At 64.2% G+C, this 17069-nt stretch carries 18 protein-coding genes; 10 read left to right on the forward strand and 8 right to left on the reverse strand.

The window, feature by feature from the left end; all coding sequences use genetic code 11:
• Positions 1 to 3: 3 nt before the first annotated feature.
• The 4 genes from pstB to DFR51_RS12840 form a co-directional block, all read right to left on the reverse strand.
• Positions 4 to 804: a phosphate ABC transporter ATP-binding protein PstB gene (gene pstB, locus DFR51_RS12825; protein ID WP_243445661.1), complete on the reverse strand. Its 801-nt coding sequence runs from the start codon at positions 802 to 804 to the stop codon at positions 4 to 6.
• Positions 805 to 809: 5 nt separating this feature from the next.
• The gene (pstA, locus tag DFR51_RS12830; protein WP_121051818.1) at positions 810 to 2108 is read right to left on the reverse strand and encodes a phosphate ABC transporter permease PstA; all 1299 of its coding nucleotides are present in this window, start codon (positions 2106 to 2108) and stop codon (positions 810 to 812) included.
• On the reverse strand, positions 2101 to 3510 hold the full coding sequence (pstC, locus tag DFR51_RS12835) for a phosphate ABC transporter permease subunit PstC (protein WP_121051820.1): 1410 nt from the start codon (positions 3508 to 3510) through the stop codon (positions 2101 to 2103). Before pstC ends, pstA begins: the two co-directional genes overlap by 8 nt.
• A 136-nt stretch (positions 3511 to 3646) precedes the next feature.
• The gene (locus DFR51_RS12840) at positions 3647 to 4903 is read right to left on the reverse strand and encodes a sensor histidine kinase (protein WP_121051822.1); all 1257 of its coding nucleotides are present in this window, start codon (positions 4901 to 4903) and stop codon (positions 3647 to 3649) included.
• Positions 4904 to 5036: 133 nt separating this feature from the next.
• Between DFR51_RS12840 and DFR51_RS12845 the strand changes: the two genes are divergently transcribed.
• Genes DFR51_RS12845 through DFR51_RS12860 form a run of 4 tightly spaced genes read left to right on the forward strand, consistent with a single transcriptional unit; the run spans position 5037 to position 7775 of the window.
• Entirely contained in the window at positions 5037 to 5558 is a 522-nt protein-coding gene (locus tag DFR51_RS12845; RefSeq protein ID WP_121051824.1) for a hypothetical protein, read from the forward strand.
• A 14-nt stretch (positions 5559 to 5572) separates the two neighbouring features.
• Entirely contained in the window at positions 5573 to 5851 is a 279-nt protein-coding gene (locus DFR51_RS12850) for an HPr-rel-A system PqqD family peptide chaperone (RefSeq protein ID WP_121051826.1), read from the forward strand.
• Positions 5848 to 6738 carry an HprK-related kinase A gene (locus tag DFR51_RS12855; protein WP_121051828.1) on the forward strand — a complete coding sequence of 297 codons (891 nt, stop codon included), beginning with the start codon at positions 5848 to 5850 and terminating at the stop codon, positions 6736 to 6738. Before DFR51_RS12850 ends, DFR51_RS12855 begins: the two co-directional genes overlap by 4 nt.
• Complete coding sequence (locus tag DFR51_RS12860; protein WP_121052476.1) at positions 6735 to 7775, forward strand: nucleotidyltransferase domain-containing protein; 1041 nt, start codon at positions 6735 to 6737, stop codon at positions 7773 to 7775. The genes DFR51_RS12855 and DFR51_RS12860 overlap by 4 nt, the downstream gene beginning before the upstream one ends.
• Here the strand turns inward: DFR51_RS12860 and gph are convergent.
• Positions 7744 to 8427 (reverse strand): phosphoglycolate phosphatase, encoded by a 684-nt coding sequence (gene gph, locus DFR51_RS12865; RefSeq protein ID WP_121051830.1) that lies wholly within the window; start codon positions 8425 to 8427, stop codon positions 7744 to 7746. The genes DFR51_RS12860 and gph overlap by 32 nt on opposite strands.
• Before the next feature lie 85 nt (positions 8428 to 8512).
• Here gph and glmU point away from each other — a divergent pair, with 85 nt between their 5' ends.
• Genes glmU through DFR51_RS12880 form a run of 3 tightly spaced genes read left to right on the forward strand, consistent with a single transcriptional unit; the run spans position 8513 to position 12065 of the window.
• A complete protein-coding gene (gene glmU / locus DFR51_RS12870) occupies positions 8513 to 9871 on the forward strand; it encodes a bifunctional UDP-N-acetylglucosamine diphosphorylase/glucosamine-1-phosphate N-acetyltransferase GlmU (protein WP_121051832.1) in 1359 nt (452 codons plus the stop codon).
• On the forward strand, positions 9871 to 11694 hold the full coding sequence (gene glmS, locus DFR51_RS12875; protein WP_121051834.1) for a glutamine--fructose-6-phosphate transaminase (isomerizing): 1824 nt from the start codon (positions 9871 to 9873) through the stop codon (positions 11692 to 11694). Before glmU ends, glmS begins: the two co-directional genes overlap by 1 nt.
• The gene (locus tag DFR51_RS12880) at positions 11691 to 12065 is read left to right on the forward strand and encodes a GFA family protein (protein WP_121051836.1); all 375 of its coding nucleotides are present in this window, start codon (positions 11691 to 11693) and stop codon (positions 12063 to 12065) included. Before glmS ends, DFR51_RS12880 begins: the two co-directional genes overlap by 4 nt.
• Here DFR51_RS12880 and DFR51_RS12885 read toward each other — a convergent pair.
• Positions 12062 to 12457: a response regulator gene (locus DFR51_RS12885; protein WP_197723649.1), complete on the reverse strand. Its 396-nt coding sequence runs from the start codon at positions 12455 to 12457 to the stop codon at positions 12062 to 12064. The two genes, DFR51_RS12880 and DFR51_RS12885, sit on opposite strands and share 4 nt — an antisense overlap.
• A 91-nt stretch (positions 12458 to 12548) precedes the next feature.
• Between DFR51_RS12885 and gor the strand changes: the two genes are divergently transcribed.
• Positions 12549 to 13892, forward strand: coding sequence for a glutathione-disulfide reductase (gene gor / locus DFR51_RS12890; protein WP_121051838.1), 1344 nt, complete (start codon positions 12549 to 12551; stop codon positions 13890 to 13892).
• On the opposite strand, the gene DFR51_RS12895 is transcribed toward gor, so the two are convergent.
• On the reverse strand, positions 13889 to 14506 hold the full coding sequence (locus tag DFR51_RS12895) for a TetR/AcrR family transcriptional regulator (RefSeq protein WP_160119279.1): 618 nt from the start codon (positions 14504 to 14506) through the stop codon (positions 13889 to 13891). The two genes, gor and DFR51_RS12895, sit on opposite strands and share 4 nt — an antisense overlap.
• Before the next feature lie 218 nt (positions 14507 to 14724).
• Between DFR51_RS12895 and DFR51_RS12900 the strand changes: the two genes are divergently transcribed.
• Together DFR51_RS12900 and DFR51_RS12905 are read left to right on the forward strand one after the other, a co-directional pair.
• Complete coding sequence (locus tag DFR51_RS12900; RefSeq protein ID WP_121051841.1) at positions 14725 to 16110, forward strand: class II 3-deoxy-7-phosphoheptulonate synthase; 1386 nt, start codon at positions 14725 to 14727, stop codon at positions 16108 to 16110.
• A gap of 78 nt (positions 16111 to 16188) precedes the next feature.
• Positions 16189 to 16584: an MAPEG family protein gene (locus DFR51_RS12905; protein ID WP_121051843.1), complete on the forward strand. Its 396-nt coding sequence runs from the start codon at positions 16189 to 16191 to the stop codon at positions 16582 to 16584.
• Positions 16585 to 16736: 152 nt separating this feature from the next.
• On the opposite strand, the gene DFR51_RS12910 is transcribed toward DFR51_RS12905, so the two are convergent.
• Complete coding sequence (locus tag DFR51_RS12910; RefSeq protein ID WP_121051845.1) at positions 16737 to 17018, reverse strand: hypothetical protein; 282 nt, start codon at positions 17016 to 17018, stop codon at positions 16737 to 16739.
• Positions 17019 to 17069 lie beyond the last annotated feature (51 nt).

A 17069-nucleotide genomic window follows, 5' to 3' on the forward strand; every position in this document is an offset into this window, starting at 1 on the left:
CTTCTAGCCGAAGCGGCCGGTGATATAGTCCTTGGTACGCTGCTCGCGCGGATTGGTGAAGATTTCCGCCGTATCGCCATATTCGACGAGCGTGCCCAGATGGAAGAAGGCCGTGCGCTGGCTGACACGTGCGGCCTGCTGCATGTTGTGCGTGACGATCACGATCGCATAGCGGCCGCGCAGGTCATCGATCAGCTCCTCGATCTTCGCGGTTGCGATGGGATCGAGCGCCGAGCACGGCTCGTCCATCAGGATCACTTCGGGATCGACCGCGATGGCGCGCGCGATGCACAGGCGCTGCTGCTGACCGCCCGAAAGCGCCGTGCCGCTATCCTGCAGCCGGTCCTTCACTTCATTCCAAAGGCTGGCGCGCACAAGGCTCTGCTCAACAATCGCATCAAGGTCTGCCTTGGTGGAGGCGAGGCCGTGGATGCGCGGGCCGTAGGAGACATTCTCATAGATCGATTTGGGGAACGGGTTCGGCTTCTGGAACACCATGCCGACGCGCGCACGAAGCTGCACCACGTCCATGTCCGGCGCGTAAATGTCGTGCCCTTCGAGCTCGATACGGCCTTCGATACGGGCTGCATCGATTGTGTCGTTCATGCGGTTGAGGCAGCGCAGGAAGGTGGACTTGCCGCAGCCCGACGGGCCGATGAAAGCCGTGACAAGATCGGTGTGCACGTCGATCGAAACGCCGTTCAGCGCCTGCTTCTCACCGTAGAACACCTTGACGTCGCGCGCCGTCATCTTGGGCGGTGCCGATACCACCGCCTCCGCATTCGCCGTCATGGTCGCCATCATATCGTTCACCAGCGTTTCTCGAACTTGTTGCGGAGGTATATCGCGAGGCCGTTCATCAGCATCAGGAAAACGAGGAGCACGATGATCGCCGCCGAGGTTTTCTCGACAAAACCACGCGCGACCTCGTCCGACCACAGAAAGATTTGCACCGGAAGCACCGTCGCAGGGGTGGTGAGACCGCCCGGCACATCGGTGACGAAGGCACGCATACCGATCATCAGCAGCGGCGCCGTCTCGCCGAGCGCACGCGCCATACCAATGATCGTACCGGTGAGGATGCCAGGGAGCGCCAGTGGCAGCACATGGTGGAATACCACCTGAATCTGCGAGGCACCGACGCCGAGCGCAGCGTCGCGGATCGACGGGGGCACCGACTTGATGGCGATGCGCCCGGCAATGACGATCACAGGCAGCGTCATCAGTGCGAGCGTAAGGCCGCCGACGATCGGCGCCGAGCGGGGCATTCCGAAGAAGTTGAGGAACACGGCAAGGCCAAGCAGGCCGAAGATGATCGAAGGCACCGCGGCGAGGTTGTTGATGCTGACCTCGATAATGTCGGTGAAGCGGTTCTTCGGTGCGTACTCTTCAAGGTAGATCGCCGTCATGACGCCGATCGGGAAGCAGAGGAGCAAGGTGACGACAAGGGTGAGCAGCGACCCCTTCGCCGCGCCCCAAATGCCGGCGAGCTCCGGGCTCGTCGAATCCGCCATCGTCAGGAACGTGGTGTTGAGCGTGGTGCGGACCGCGCCATCGGCCTTGAGCTTGTCGAACGCCGCGACTTCCACATCAGAAACCGGGCGGTTTGCTTCGGGAACATTCCGTTCGATAAGGCCCTTGCCAAGCAGATCGAAATCGCCGGATGTCGGCACCCACACATCAACCCGCTTGCCGATGAGGCCGGGATCGGCGCGCACGGCGTCGCGAAGCGCGAGCCATGCACCGTCGCTGACGAGATCTTTCGCGGCAATGCCCAGATTCTGAGCGCGTGCATTCGCCGCCGCGACCATCAAGCCCTGGAAATTCGCCGTGTTGAGCGCATTCTCGCCACCTGGACCCGCAAGAGCGCTGCTGTCGATGCCGAGCGTGAACGGATCATATTCGACCAAGAGCTTCACTTCGGTCCGCAGGAAACCCGTGTAGCCGTTGGCGAAGATCGTCCCCAGAAGGAAAAACAGGAACGCGCCCGCCAGCGCCAGCGCCCCGAGCCCCATGAAACGGAAGCGGCGCTCCTTCGCATAGCGTCGGCGCACGCGCGCCTGCATGGCGGGCGAGGCCCAGTCGGTCTGTACGCGCGGGCTATTCATAAGCTTCCCGGTAGCGCTTCACGACCGCGAGCGCGTAGATGTTGAGGCACAGGGTCACCGCAAACAGCACGAGGCCGAGCGCGAAGGCGGAAAGCGTCTTTGCCGAATCGAATTCCTGGTCACCGGTGAGCAGCTGCACGATCTGGGCGGTGACGGTCGTCACCGACTGGAACGGGTTCGCCGTGAGGTTGGCGGCAAGGCCGGCCGCCATCACAACGATCATCGTTTCGCCGATCGCGCGGCTGACCGCCAGAAGCACGCCGCCCACGATGCCGGGAAGCGCCGCCGGAATGAGCACGCGCTTGATCGTCTCAGAGGTCGTCGCGCCCATCGCAAGACTGCCGTCGCGCATCGCGGCGGGCACGGCGGTGATCGAATCATCGGCCATCGAGGAGACGAACGGGATGATCATGATGCCCATGACGACACCCGCCGCGAGCGCGCTTTCAGAACTGGCATTCGAAATGCCGATCGAAAGCGCGAACTCGCGCACCGCGGGCGCCACCGTGAGCGCCGCGAAGTAGCCGTAGACGACCGTGGGAACGCCCGCGAGCACCTCCAGCATCGGCTTCATGATCTTGCGCGACTTGGGCTTCGCATATTGCGTGAGATAGATCGCCGACATGAGGCCGAGCGGGATCGCGACGATCATGGCGATGATCGCACCGATAAAGATCGTGCCCCAGAACAGCGGCACCGCCCCGAACGCACCCGACGAGCCGACCTGATCGGCGCGAATCGCCGTCTGCGGGCTCCAATTCGTGCCGAACAGGAACTCGATCGGCGAGACGCGGCGGAAGAACTCGACGCTTTCGTAGATGAGCGAAAGCACGATCCCGAACGTGGTGAGGATCGACACCAGCGACGACAGGACGAGCACAATCATGATGAACCGCTCGACACGCGGACGCGCCCTGAAGTGCGGACGCACGCGCAGCCAGGCAAAACCGCCGCCTGATATGGCCAGCAGCGCCGCAAGGCCCGCAATGACCAGCGACCACTGCGTCTTGATCGATCGGTAGATCGGCACGGCCGCATCAGCCGCCGGGTTGAACGCGCCGGCAAGCTGGCCCGAGACGACACCACGCACTTCGGTGAGGAACGCCTGCCGGTCGAGCATCGTCTGCGGCTGGCTCTCAACCGGGAGCGAGGCGATCGTGCGGTCCGCGACGATGTTCTCTCCGACGACCGACCACGCCACCACGAGGATGAGCGCGGGCACCAGCGCCCAGAGCGCCACGTACCAGCCGTGATAGGCAGGGCGAGAGTGAATGGAGGAGATTCGGTCCGCGGCGTTTGCGAACGTACGTCCGCCCGCGAAGGCTGCGGCACGGGCGCGGGCAGCGAGATACGCCGCGACGGCCAGACCAAGCAGGGCAAGGATCAGGGCAGCTGCTGACATGATCGAACGGCGCGCATTGCCGACCTTTCGGCACGCTCGCCTTCATCCTTTCCCGTTGATACGCCCACTGCCGCGACGGTGCGGCCGATTGATTCGCCCAGTTGGTCTTTCCGCGCGCTTGTGTGGTGTCATCTTTTCAGATTTGTGACACCGACGCGGGCAAAGTGAAGCTGATGGTCGTGCCGACCCCCTGTTCACTTGTGATTTCCAGCGTTCCGCGATGCCTTTCGACAATGTGTTTGGCGATGGCGAGACCGAGCCCGGTGCCGCCGAGGCGGCGGGAACGACCCGTATCGACGCGGTAGAAACGTTCGGTGAGGCGCGGGATATGCTCGGCAGCGATGCCGTCGCCGACATCGGCGATGGCAATGCGTACAACTTCGCCCTGCAAAGCCTTCGCCCGCTCCGCGGTAACGGCGATCGGCGTGCCGGTGCGGCCATATTTGATCGCGTTGGTCATCAGGTTGTGAAGCACCTGGAGCACCTGGTCCTTGTCCGCGATCACCTGCGGGAGCCCGGGCTCGATGGTCATAACGAGCTGGCGTTTGTCCGCTTCCAGCGCCACGGCCGAGGTCGTCGCGACATTTTCGAACAGCGGCGCGAGGTCAATGATCTCGCGCGGGCGGATGTTCTTGTCGAGCTCGATGCGCGAGAGCGACATCAGGTCGTCGACGAGCCGGGTCATGCGCGCGGCTTCGTTCGCCATCACGTCGAGAAAGCGCGCACGCGCCGCCGGATCGTTCGCGGCCGGACCCTGCAGCGTTTCGATGAAGCCGACGAGCGTCGCAAGCGGCGTTCTGAGTTCGTGGCTGGCGTTTGCCACGAAATCGGCGCGCATCCGTTCGGCGAGCCGCGCGGGTGAAACGTCGGCGAAAGACAGCAGAAGGCGCGCATCGCCCGCAGGGCCGGCCCGCAGGCGAAACACCGTGGAATGCCGCCCGATCCCCTCGATCTCGCGGATCGAATCGCGGTTCTGCCGCATCGCGGTCGTCACCGTCTCGATCACCGCCGGATGGCGGATGGCGATGCGGATGTCCTCGCCAAGCGCATGGGCACCGAAGGCGTCCACCGCCTCGGCATTCATGGCGAGAATGCCGAAGTTGCGATCGACGAGCACGGCGGCATTTTCGAGCGAGTCGAGCGTGATCGACGGTTGTGCGACGTCTATGCTTGCAAGGCCTTCCGCAGCCGGCTCCGGCAGCTTTCGCGACGGGCGCGCGGCAAACGCCCCTGACGCCGCCGCAAGCAGCGCGAGCACGGCCGCGCCGAGCACCTCGTGCCACGCAAACGCATAACCCGCCGCGGCTGCGAGCACGACCGCCGAAGCGACCGCGATCCACCGGTTCCGGCCGGCGCCTTCAGCATTCAGGGCATCGTCCGCAGATGTCGGCACGTTTTACAACTTTCGCTTTTCAGGCCGTCGTTTACTTCGCAACCCATTAGAAACACGGCAATGGTATGGTCCTTGCTTCCCATGAGGGCAAGACGGCGTATAGAGTGTATTCGAGGGATTTCGGGACAGGCATATGACAGACGAACGCAAAAGCGACGAGATGGAGCTGGCAGCCGGCAAGGCTTCGCGGCGCGCACTCCTGCGGCTTGGCGCGGTGGCAGCACCCGCGGTCGTCACGCTGCGGCCCGCATGGGCGACCGGCGGCTACCACGGCGGTGGCGGCGGTGGCGGCGGCGGGGCGACGACATCGCTCGCCATGTGCCAGATCCCGATCGACAAGGTCTGCGACAAGGACGGCAAGGGCTACGACGCCTACGGTTACGACATGTCCACGGCCGACGACGAGGGCATGGTGGCCTATGGCGGCGGCGGTTACGGCGGCGGTGGTGGCAGCGGCGGCAAGACAAAATGCTACGCCCCTCCGCCCAAGGGCTACTACTACGGTCAGGAATTGGTCGACTATCAGCAGTCCGGCCGACTGCCTGACGGTATCTATTCGACGAAGCAGTTCGACGCCCACCTCAAGTATATCAAGAACCTGAAGCCGGGTCAGAGCGGGTTTACCTGCCTCACCTCGCTCGTTCACAAGCTCTGACGGGCGGCACCGACATGCGCTACCGCGCCGCGGCGCGGGATGCTTATGTCGTGCGCCCCGTCGACGACCTCACGCTCGTCTATCATCGGCCGTCTGGGATGACACACGTCGTCTCCCCGGCTGTCGTCGCCATCCTCGACCTGCTACACGAGCGAACGCTCGGCATCGGAGAGGTTTGCGAACAGCTTGCACAGCATCATGATCTCGACGGCGAAGGCGACGATATCGCCCGCGTCGTCGGCGCGCGGCTCGACGAGATGGCCGCGATGGACATTATCGACCGCATCGCATGATTGCTGATCGCTGGCCGTCCCGGACGCTGCGGATCGGCCCGGCGTCCTTCCATCTGCGCTCGCCCTTCCGGCGCGTCATCGACGAGGTGAACGCGCTCTACCGCAACTATCCCGCTGAAACGGCAGACGGCATCTACGATTATGCCGTGAGTGCGGTCCCTTCGAGCCCGCTGCGAAGGTGGGTGAAGCCGAACCTGAGGCTCGAATGCGATTTCGAGCCCTTCGACACGCTGCCGCTGCCCGTGGACCTGGGAATGCTCGGCCTCGAAATGGGCATGAACCTGCAGATGGCGGTCGGCTACCGACGGCATGTCGTGGTTCATGCGGCATCGTCCGCAAACGGTGACAAGGCAGCGCTGCTGATCGGCGATTCGGGCGCGGGCAAGAGTACGCTGTCGGCCTTGCTGGCGTACCGCGAGGGTTGGCGCCACCTCGGCGACGAATTCGCGCTGCTCGATCTCCATGCGCCCCTGCTGCACCCCTTCCCCCGTCCGATTTCTCTCAAGAATGCTTCGATCACAGCGATGGAAGCGCGCGCACCTGCGGACCGCTTCGGGCCGGTGCTTGAAGGCACGGTGAAAGGCACGATCCGGCACCTGCTGCCGCCCGGCGCTGCAATCGACAAGATGGAAACGCCCGCCGAGATCGCGCTCGTCGTCGCTCCGCACTTCCGCGAGAATGCCGCGCCGGCGTGGCGGCCGATGACACGAACCGAAACCTACGTGCGCCTCGCCGCCTCCTCCACCAATCAGGCGCTGATGGGCGAAGCCGGGTTCGAGGCCGTTTGGCGCTGCCTCGCGCACGCGCCGGCCTTTGATATCATGTACGGATCCAGCGACGACGCGCTCGAACTTTTCGAGACGCTGTGGCGCAAGGTGACGGCGTGACGCCGGCCGCGATCCTGCACCGCGCGCTCGCCGACCCTGAATCGATGCGGGCACTGTCGGCGGATGACTGGAACGCGCTTGTCCGCGTCGGGCGCGCCGAGAGGCTGCTGGGAACGGTCGCAGAGCGTGCTGTGCCGTTGTGGGAGGCGCTGCCCGCGGGCGCTCGGACATGCCTCACCGAAGAGCGCGACATCACCCGCGGCGATCACCTCGCCGCTCAGTGGGAAATCGACCGCGCCGCGCTAGCGCTCAGGAATGTGGGCTGTCCCGTCATCCTGATGAAGGGCTCCGCATATCTCCATGCCGGGCTGCCCGTCGCGCGGGGGCGGCGAATCGGCGATCTCGACATTCTCGTGCCGCGCGCAGCGCTCCCCGCGGTCGAAGCCGCACTGCTGGCGCATGGATGGCTTCAGGCGAAGGAAAACGCCTACGACGACCATTATTACCGTACATGGATGCACGAGCTGCCGCCGATGGTGCACAAGGAGCGCGGCGGTGTCATCGACGTGCACCACACGATCCTGCCGCTCACCGCGCGGCTGAAGCCGGACGCCGATGCGCTCATCGAAAGCCGCGTGGCTGTGGCGGACGGCCTGTTCGTGCTCGGTCCGGCGGAGATGCTGCTGCACAGCGCCGCGCACGTCGCCTACGATGGCGAGTTCGAGGGCGGCGCGCGCAATCTCTGGGATATTCACTGCCTCGCGACCGATTTCGCGCGCACCGAAGGCTTTTGGGACGTGCTGACCGCCGCGGCCGAGCGGCACCAGCTTCGCACGCCGCTGTCACGCGCGCTGCGGCTTGCCCGGCAGCTCTATGGAACGGAGGTACCGGACACGCTGGTTGGCGGCATGGACATCGTCGACAGGCTTGCGCTCCGCAAGCTCCATGGGCGCGATCGCTTCGGGCATCAGGGAGCAAAGCTCAGCGATCGGCTGCTCTACATCCGGGGGCACTGGCTGCGGATGCCGCCTCTGATGCTGGCGCAGCACCTCACGCGCAAGGCGCTCAGGCGAAAAGAGCGGGCGCAACCCGTTTGAGGGTCGGCATCAAAGCATCGAAATGGTCGATCATCGCGTCTGCGCCGAGGGTGTCCGGCGGTACGTCACTATAACCAAAGCTGGTCAGCACCACCGGAAGGCCTGCCGCACGCGACGCTTCCACATCGGGCCGCGAATCGCCGACGAACGCGGCCCGCGCCGGATCACCGCCCATCCGCGCCAGCGTTTCGAGCACATGCGCCGGGTCGGGTTTCCTGACGGGCAGGCTGTCCCCACCGAGGATCGCATCGAAACGGCTGCCCCAGCCGAGCGCATCGATAAGGTCGATCGCCAATCGCTCGGGCTTGTTGGTACAGATGGCAAGACGACCGCCCGCATCGGAAAGCATGGCAAGCGCCGCCTCAACCCCCTCCCACGGACGGGAGCCAACGCAGACGTTGGCGCCATAGAAATCCAGGAATACCGGCACGCCAGCGTCGAGCATCGCTTCATCCCCTCCGCCCGTAAGCGCAAGGCCGCGCTCGATCGTGCGGCGCGCACCATGGCCGACCATGTGGCGCACGGCTTCGGGGTCGACCGGCGCGCGACCGAAATGCGCCAGAACGTGGTTCATTGCCGCCGCAAGGTCGGGAGCGGTATCGACGAGCGTGCCGTCGAGATCGAAAACGATGGAAGAGCTTGTCGGATTCATGCAAGCCTTTTGCCCGGCGTTATGGAAATGGCAATCCCGATATGGCACAGGCACCGAAGGAATTGATTGAGTCTGTGAGATTTTCATGAGCCGCCGGCCCGTCGCCGCCATCATCCTCGCCGCCGGAATGGGCACGCGGATGAAATCCGAAACGCACAAGGTGCTGCACCCCATCGGCGGGCGGCCGATGCTGCTGCACCTGATGGCAAGCGTGGACGAGATTGCGCCCGAGCGCACCGTCGTCGTCGTGGGCGCGCGGCGCGAGCAGGTGGAGGCCGCAGTCGCGGACACCGGTGCCGTCGTGGTGACACAGGAACCGCAACTCGGCACCGCCCATGCCGTGCTTCAGGCGAAGGCCGCGCTTGAGGGTTTCGACGGTGACATACTCGTGCTGTACGGGGACGTGCCGTTCATCGAGAGCGCCACGATGCGTCTGATGCTTTCGAAGCTGAACAACGAGAAAGACACGCCAGCGGTCGTTGTCCTCGGCTTCCGCGCGACCGATCCCGGCGCTTACGGGCGCATCGACGCCGATGACGGGGTCATTCGGAAAATGGTGGAGTTCAAGGACGCTTCACCGGTTGAGCGCGCTATCGATCTCTGCAATTCCGGCCTGCTCGCCGTGCGCTCCGCAGATCTCTGGCCGCTCCTGGAACGCGTTGGCAACGACAATGCAGCGGGCGAGTACTACCTCCCGGACATCATCATGCTCGCCAAGGAGGATGACCGAACATCGCGCGTTGTCGAAACGGCCGAAGCCGAGGTGATGGGCATCAACAGCCGTGCCGAGCTTGCGGTCGCCGAAGCCCGCTTCCAGACAGACCGTCGCAACCACTTCATGAAGGAAGGCGTGACGCTGACCGATCCGGGCAGCGTGTTCTTCGCTTTTGATACCGAGATCGCGGCAGATGTGAGCATCGCACCGAATGTCGTTTTCGGCCCCGGCGTTTCCGTGGGCGCCGGCACGCGTATTCATGCCTTCTCGCATCTTGAAGGAGCCAAGGTCGGCGAAAAAGCGGAAATCGGGCCCTATGCCCGCCTCCGTCCCGGCACGGATCTCGCAAAGGGCGTCAAGATCGGCAACTTCGTCGAAACGAAGAAAGCCGTGTTCGCCGAGGGCGCGAAGGCGAACCATCTTTCCTACATCGGCGACGCCAGCGTCGGCGCGAAGGCCAACATCGGCGCGGGCACAATCACCTGCAACTATGACGGCTTCTTCAAGTACAAGACCGAGATCGGCGCGGGTGCCTTCATCGGCTCCAACAGCGCGCTCGTTGCGCCCGTGAAGATCGGCGATGGCGCCATCGTCGGCGCAGGCTCGGTGATGACGAAGGATGTGGAGGCCGATGCGCTCGCAGTCGCGCGCGGTGTTCAGGATAGCAAACCCGGCTGGGCCGCGCGGTTCCGCGAGGCGATGACGGCTAAGAAGAAAGCGGCGAAGTAATGTGCGGCATCATCGGAATTCTCGGTAAAGGCGACGTCACCGATCAGCTCGTGGCGGGCCTCCGCCGGCTTGAGTATCGCGGCTATGATTCGGCGGGTGTCTGCACGATCGTGGACGGGCATTTCGATCGCCGCCGCGCCGAAGGCAAGCTCGACAACCTCGCGAAGAAGCTCGCGATCGATCCCCTGCCCGGCCACATCGGCATCGCGCACACACGCTGGGCGACGCACGGTGCGCCCACCGAAGACAACGCGCATCCGCACATCGTGGGCGACGTGACACTCGTTCACAACGGCATCATCGAGAACTTCAAGGAACTGCGCGACGAGCTTTCGGCCGAGGGTCGCAGCTTCGCGAGCCAGACCGATACGGAGGTCGTCGCCCACCTCGTTGCGCGCGAGCTTGAGCGCGGCAAGGGCCCGATCGAAGCGGTGAAGGCCGTATTGCCGCGCCTCCACGGCGCGTTCGCGCTCGCGATGATGTTCAAGGGCCACGACAATCTGCTGGTCGGCGCCCGCCTCGGCGCACCGCTCGTCGTCGGGCTCGGCGAGGGCGAGAATTATCTCGGCTCCGACGCGTTGGCGCTCGCGCCGATGACGCAGAAGATCGCCTACCTCGAGGAAGGCGACTGGGCCGTGCTCAGCCGCGAGAAGATCGAGATCTTTGACCGCGACAACAAGCCGGTAACGCGCGAAGTGACGCTTTCCGGCGTCTCCGGCGCCATGATCGACAAGGGCAACCACCGCCATTTCATGCAGAAGGAGATCTTCGAGCAGCCGGTGGTCGTGGCGCAGACGCTACAGGCCTATCTGAAGCCGCTCGACGGCAAGGTGGCCCTCCCCATCCCCGAGTTCGACCTCGCCGAGGTAAAGCGCGTCACCATCGTCGCCTGCGGCACCAGCTACTACGCCGGTCTCGTCGCCAAATACTGGTTCGAAAAGTTCGCGCGCGTGCCGGTGGACATCGATGTCGCCTCCGAGTTCCGCTACCGCGAACCGGTTCTGGAGCCCGGCGGACTCGCGCTTTTCATCAGCCAGTCGGGCGAGACGGCGGACACGCTCGCCGCGCTCCGTCACTGCCGGGCGGAGGGCCAGAAAATCGCCGTCGTCGTCAACGTGCCGACCAGCTCGATGGCGCGCGAAGCCGACCTTCTGCTCCCCACCAACGCGGGCCCGGAGATCGGGGTTGCCTCGACGAAGGCGTTCACCTGCCAGCTGGCCGTGCTTGCCGCTTTCGCGGCCAACCTCGCACGCGCCAAAGGCAAGATGCCCGCCGACGAAGAACGCGAGATCGTGAAGCACCTCGCCGAAGCGCCCGCCGCGCTCAATGCCGCGCTAGCCCATGATGAGGAGATCGAGAAGATGGCGCCGCTCGTCGCCGCGGCGCGCGACGTGCTCTACCTGGGGCGCGGCCCGGACTATCCGATGGCACTCGAAGGTGCACTGAAGCTGAAGGAGATCAGCTACATCCACGCCGAAGGCTATGCAGCGGGCGAGATGAAGCACGGGCCGATCGCGCTCATCGACGACAGCGTTCCCGTCATCGTCATCGCGCCCTCAGGCCCGCTCTTTGAAAAGACCGTCAGCAACATGCAGGAGGTTGCTGCGCGCGGCGGCCGCATCGTGCTGATTTCCGACGCAGCAGGTATCGCCAAGGCGGGAGAGGGCGCGGTCGCGACGATCGAGATGCCGGACTGCCACCCGCTCATCCAGCCGCTCGTCTACGCCGTGCCCGTGCAGCTCCTAGCCTACCACGTCGCCGTGGCGAAGGGCACGGACGTCGATCAGCCGCGCAACCTCGCGAAATCCGTCACCGTCGAATGAAGACGCTCTCAGGCGGCTGCCATTGCAAGGCGGTGCGTTTCGAGGTGGGCGTTGAAGACGGGCCCATCCCGCTGCTCGACTGCAATTGCTCGATGTGTTCGGCGACGGGGTTTCTGCACCTCATCGCCACAAAAGATACGTTCCGGTTGCTTTCCGGCAGCGATAATCTTGGCGAATACCGTTTCGGCGAGGGGATTGCGCGCCACCTCTTCTGCAAGACCTGCGGCGTCAAGAGCTTCTATGTGCCGCGCTCGCACCCGGACGGTTACAGCGTCAATGCACGCTGTCTCGACGACTACGCATCGCTGACCTTCGCCGTCGAAGCCTTCGACGGCCGTAACTGGGAAGCCGCCCGGGAACGTCTCGGCTAAAGCTCTTCGCCGACCATCTCGCGCAGCAAGTCTTCAAGCTCCGTGATTTGGAACGGCTTGCTTACGAGCCGCGCATCGCTGTGAGCTTCCGGCAGCATTGATGCGCCGTCGTATCCGGTTGCGAACACGAAGGGCACGCCGCGGGCCTTGAGCACATCCGCTACCGCCCAGCTCATTTCCCCATCGAGGTTTACATCGAGGAGCGCGATATCGGCATCCGTCGTTTCGGCAAGCGCGAGCGCCTCCTCGAGCCGGGTGGCCGGGCCTTGCATTTCCCAGTCCATGTCTTCGAACAGCGTTTCGAGCGACATGGCAACAAGCGGTGAATCTTCCACCAGCAGAACCTTGCGCCTGGCAGGTATGTCCTGGGGCGCCATTGCGACCGTTGTCATCTAACCCTACCTCCCCCGTAAGCGTTGCCGGATACGCCCGCCAACCGCTACACATCCGTAATCTACCGCCACAAAGGGCCGGATCGCAAATATGAACGCATACGACTACGACCTCTTTGTCATCGGCGCCGGTTCGGGCGGTGTGCGCGCGGCACGGATTTCCGCGGGTTATGGCGCGCGTGTCGCCATCGCAGAGGAGTACCGCGTCGGCGGAACGTGTGTGATTCGCGGCTGCGTGCCGAAGAAGCTGCTCGTGTATGGCGCCCACTTCGCCGAAGACCTTGAAGACGCCCGCAACTTCGGCTGGACCGTGGAAAGCAAGCACTTCGACTGGGCGACGCTGCGCGACAACGTACTTTCGGAGGTCGACCGGCTCAACAAGGCCTATATTTCGACACTTGAAAGCCAGAAGGTGACGATCCTCCACGGCCGTGCCGTGCTGGAAGACGCCCACACGGTGCGGATCGGCGACAAGACTGTCAGCGCCGACAAGATTCTGATCGCAACCGGTGCGCGCCCAGGCTTCCCGGACTGCGAAGGTGCAGAGCACGGCATCACGTCGAACGAGGTGTTCCATCTCGAAACGCTGCCGAAACGCGTGGTCATCGCAGGCGGCGGTTATATCGCGAATGAATTCGCGGGTATTTTCAATGCACTGGGGGTGAAGGTGACGCTGCTGCTGCGCGGCGACCGCCTGCTCCGCGAATACGACCAGCAGCTTGCAGAGCGTCTTCAGGCGATCAGTACTGCGAAAGGCATCGATTTCCGCTTCAACGCGCCGTTCCAAAAGGTCGAGAAGCAGGCAGGCGGCAGCCTCCTCGTCCACGCCGGGAAAGATGCGCCCATTGAAACGGACCTCCTTGTCTACGCGATCGGACGGCCGCCAAACAGCGCCGAGCTGGGCCTTGAGGCGGCTGGCGTTGAACTGGCGGAGAACGGCGCGATCAAGGTTGATGCAGACAGCCGCACCAACGTTGAGAACATCTATGCTGTCGGCGACGTCACCGACCGCGTGCAACTGACACCGGTTGCGATCCGAGAGGGGCACGCATTTGCCGACACGGTGTTCGGCGACAAGCCGTGGCGCGTCGACCATAGCTGCATCCCATCCGCCGTGTTCAGCCACCCGCCGATCGCGGCGGTCGGCCTCACCGAATCACAGGCGCGCAACGCCTATGGCTCGGTTCGGGTGTATGCATCGGACTTCCGGCCGATGAAGAACGTGCTGGCGGGCCGCAGCGAGCGTTCGCTTTACAAGCTTGTTGTCGACGAGGCTTCGGACCGCATCCTCGGCGCCCACATCATCGGACCGGAAGCGGCCGAGATCATGCAGCCGCTCGCCATTGCGGTGAAGGCGGGACTTACCAAGGCACAGCTCGACGAAACCGTGGCTGTCCACCCGACGATGGCGGAAGAACTCGTTCTGATGCGTTAGATGGCGAGCGCGTGATTGGGGTCGACGACGGCCTCGATCATGCGGTCGATCTCGCTGTGCGCGATGCGCAGCTGGCCATCGATGAGCAGCATGGACAGTCCGTGCACAAGCGACCATGCGCGGAGCGCCGCCTTGCGCCGCATCGCGGACGAGAAGCGCGGCCCCGCGAGACGGGCGACGGCATCCTCTATGTTGGCGGTGAGGGGTTCGATCGCGAACATCAGCGCGGCATCGCGGCTGGAATCGATCTGGTCGCTGAACATCAGGCGGAACAGTGCGGGATTGCGGACCGCGAAGCGAACATAGGCGCGACCCATGTCGGCAAAGCGCACCGGCGTCACCACGGCATTCGAAACCGGCTCGATCTGCACGGCCGTGAGGCGCTTGAAGCCCTCAATGGCCATCGCGGTGAGCAGCGCCTCTTTCGAGGTATAGTGACGGTAGACGGCAGCGGGGCTCACCCCGACCTCGCGGGCGACTTCGCGCAGCGCAAGCTCTGCGCAGCCTCTCCGTTCCAGAAGCTCCAATCCGGCGTTCAGCAGCGCCTCCTGAAGATTGCCGTGATGGTAGCTGCTTGGAGCCTTGCGTTCAAAAACCGGCGACTGTTTCAGCATCGGAGTTTCCCCTGTCCCCCCGGAATATGTGAACAATGTACGCATAAATGATTAATATCAAGCGCATTCATTGTCTTAGCCCATTTTTTTGCGATGAATTGTTACGATGGTGTTAACCATGATGTAAAAATCTCTGCCGCAAATGGCTTGGCGGAAGCATCAGATCCCCAAGAAAGCATTGCTTGCGCTCCTTCAAGTGACACGCCAAAAGGCGCGCGATGAAGACGTCCGACCGATCCTGGGCCCCGGCCAGCTGGCGCAATTCCGAAGCGCGGCAGCTTCCCACCTATCCGGATGCGGCAGCACTTGCGGCCGTGGAAGGCGAGCTTTCGAGCTATCCGCCGCTCGTTTTCGCGGGCGAGGCACGCGTGCTCGAAGCGCAGCTTGCCGACGTTGCGGCGGGCAAGGCTTTCCTGCTCCAGGGCGGCGACTGTGCGGAGAGCTTCGCCGAGTTCCACCCGAACCACATCCGCGACACGTTCCGCGTGCTCCTGCAGATGGCGGTGGTGCTGACCTTCGCGAGCCGGATGCCGGTGGTGAAGGTGGGGCGCCTCGCCGGCCAGTTCGCCAAGCCTCGCTCGACGGACATGGAAGAGCTGAACGGTGTCTCGCTGCCGAGTTATCGCGGCGATATCATCAACGACATCACCTTCGAAAGTGCGGCGCGGGAACCGAACCCGCAGCGTATGCTCCGCGCCTACATGCAATCGGCCGCGACCCTCAACCTTCTGCGCGCCTTCGCGCAGGGCGGCTTTGCGAACCTGCATCAGGTTCACAAGTGGAACCTCGATTTCGTGGGCCGTTCGCCCTGGGCTGAAAAATACAAGGACGTCGCCGACCGCATCGGCGACGCGCTTGCCTTCATGGAAGCGTGCGGCATCAGCCCGGAAACGGTTCCGCAGCTGAAGGGCACGGACTTCTACACCAGCCACGAGGCGCTGCTGCTTGGCTACGAGCAGGCGATGACGCGGCAGGATTCGCTCACCGGCCGCTGGTACGACACCAGCGCGCACATGTTGTGGGTGGGCGACCGCACGCGTTTCGAAGGCTCGGCGCACATCGAGTTCCTGCGCGGCGTCGGCAACCCGCTTGGCCTGAAGGCCGGCCCGAGCCTGCAGCCGGACACGCTGATCCGCCTGATCGACACGCTGAACCCGGATAACGTGCCGGGGCGCATCACGATCATCAGCCGCTTCGGGCACGACAAGGTGGAAGCCGGCCTGCCGCCGCTCGTCCGCGCCGTGAAGCGTGAAGGGCGCCATGTCGTCTGGTCGTGTGACCCGATGCACGGCAACACGATCAAGTCGGGCAGCGGCTACAAGACGCGTCCGTTCGACCGCATCCTTGCCGAAGTGCGCGGCTTCTTCGCGGTGCACCGCGCCGAGGGCACGCACGCGGGCGGCATCCACGCCGAGATGACCGGGCAGAACGTGACCGAATGCACCGGCGGCGCGATGGCGATCACCGACGAGGCGCTTGCAGACCGCTACCATACGCACTGCGACCCGCGCCTCAACGCCGGCCAGAGCCTTGAACTCGCCTTCCTGCTTGCCGAATGCATCAAGGCCGAGGTCGACCTCGCCGCACGGAACCAGGCGGCCTGAACCCCTCACCTTTCCGCCCGCTTGCGAAGCGGCGCTGAATAAGGGATCGTCTGCCCCTTCCAAGGGGGAGGGATCACCATGCCGATCGAACTTTATCTGCTGGGTGCAGCCGTGGTGCTGGGCCTTGTCCACATCCTGTGGGCCGTGAACGTGAAGACCGCGCAGTACGGCATCGAATGGAACATGGGTGCGCGCGATGCCGAAATGCCGCCCTTGAAGCCGCTTGCCGGACGGCTGGCGCGGGCGCAGGCGAACTTCTTCGAGACCTTCCCACTGTTCGCGGCGGTGCTGCTGGCGGCGGTCGCGGCGGACCGGCTCGGCTGGAAGACCGAGCTTGGCGCCCACCTCTATTTCTGGGCGCGGCTGATCTACCTGCCGCTCTATGCCGCGGGCATTCCCAAGCTGCGGACGCTGGTGTGGCTCACCTCTCTGGCCGGTGTGGTGCTGGTGCTCTCCGCGCTGCTGATGGGCTGAACGGCCTGTCCCGAAACGGTACGAAGTTGAGGAAGTTGAGGCAAAGACGCGGAAATTCAATTCCGCGGCGGGTGCGCGCGTCTGCGATATTGGAAGCACTTGAGCAGGCACCGCCCCTGGCTGGCACAGGTTTTCCTATTTCGGAAGCGTCCCTATTTCCGCTGCGGCCAGCACTTCTCGCAGCGGCGCCAGCATTTGATGTTCGGCATCACATCGGCGGGCTTCACGCCTGGCGGCGGATTGAGGCCGACGAGGATTTCGGGGGCGACACCTTCGGGCGCAGCGCTCTTGTGGCAGAACAGGCAGCGTTGGCGGTAAATCTGCGGCGTGAGCGTTTGCGCGCCTTGATGCGGCATCGCGAACACCGGGGACGCGGTCACCGCGATCCCTGCGAGCATGGCAAGCGCGCAGAGCAGGACGCTGTATCTCGGCATCAGGAAGCCCTCTTCGGAGAGCGCCCACTCTGAACCCGATGAAAAACTTGT

This window comes from Sphingosinicella microcystinivorans, assembly GCF_003634215.1.
In the GTDB taxonomy this organism is placed as follows: Bacteria; Pseudomonadota; Alphaproteobacteria; order Sphingomonadales; family Sphingomonadaceae; genus Sphingosinicella; species Sphingosinicella microcystinivorans.

Coding starts and splice junctions, on each gene's coding strand:
- pstB (WP_243445661.1), bottom strand. CDS start 804: ATGATGGCGACCATGACGGCGAATGCGGAGGCGGTGGTATCGGCACCG.
- pstA (WP_121051818.1), bottom strand. CDS start 2,108: ATGAATAGCCCGCGCGTACAGACCGACTGGGCCTCGCCCGCCATGCAG.
- pstC (WP_121051820.1), bottom strand. CDS start 3,510: ATGTCAGCAGCTGCCCTGATCCTTGCCCTGCTTGGTCTGGCCGTCGCG.
- DFR51_RS12845 (WP_121051824.1), top strand. CDS start 5,037: ATGACAGACGAACGCAAAAGCGACGAGATGGAGCTGGCAGCCGGCAAG.
- DFR51_RS12850 (WP_121051826.1), top strand. CDS start 5,573: ATGCGCTACCGCGCCGCGGCGCGGGATGCTTATGTCGTGCGCCCCGTC.
- DFR51_RS12855 (WP_121051828.1), top strand. CDS start 5,848: ATGATTGCTGATCGCTGGCCGTCCCGGACGCTGCGGATCGGCCCGGCG.
- gph (WP_121051830.1), bottom strand. CDS start 8,427: ATGAATCCGACAAGCTCTTCCATCGTTTTCGATCTCGACGGCACGCTC.
- glmU (WP_121051832.1), top strand. CDS start 8,513: ATGAGCCGCCGGCCCGTCGCCGCCATCATCCTCGCCGCCGGAATGGGC.
- glmS (WP_121051834.1), top strand. CDS start 9,871: ATGTGCGGCATCATCGGAATTCTCGGTAAAGGCGACGTCACCGATCAG.
- DFR51_RS12880 (WP_121051836.1), top strand. CDS start 11,691: ATGAAGACGCTCTCAGGCGGCTGCCATTGCAAGGCGGTGCGTTTCGAG.
- DFR51_RS12885 (WP_197723649.1), bottom strand. CDS start 12,457: ATGACAACGGTCGCAATGGCGCCCCAGGACATACCTGCCAGGCGCAAG.
- gor (WP_121051838.1), top strand. CDS start 12,549: ATGAACGCATACGACTACGACCTCTTTGTCATCGGCGCCGGTTCGGGC.
- DFR51_RS12895 (WP_160119279.1), bottom strand. CDS start 14,506: ATGCTGAAACAGTCGCCGGTTTTTGAACGCAAGGCTCCAAGCAGCTAC.
- DFR51_RS12900 (WP_121051841.1), top strand. CDS start 14,725: ATGAAGACGTCCGACCGATCCTGGGCCCCGGCCAGCTGGCGCAATTCC.
- DFR51_RS12905 (WP_121051843.1), top strand. CDS start 16,189: ATGCCGATCGAACTTTATCTGCTGGGTGCAGCCGTGGTGCTGGGCCTT.
- DFR51_RS12910 (WP_121051845.1), bottom strand. CDS start 17,018: ATGCCGAGATACAGCGTCCTGCTCTGCGCGCTTGCCATGCTCGCAGGG.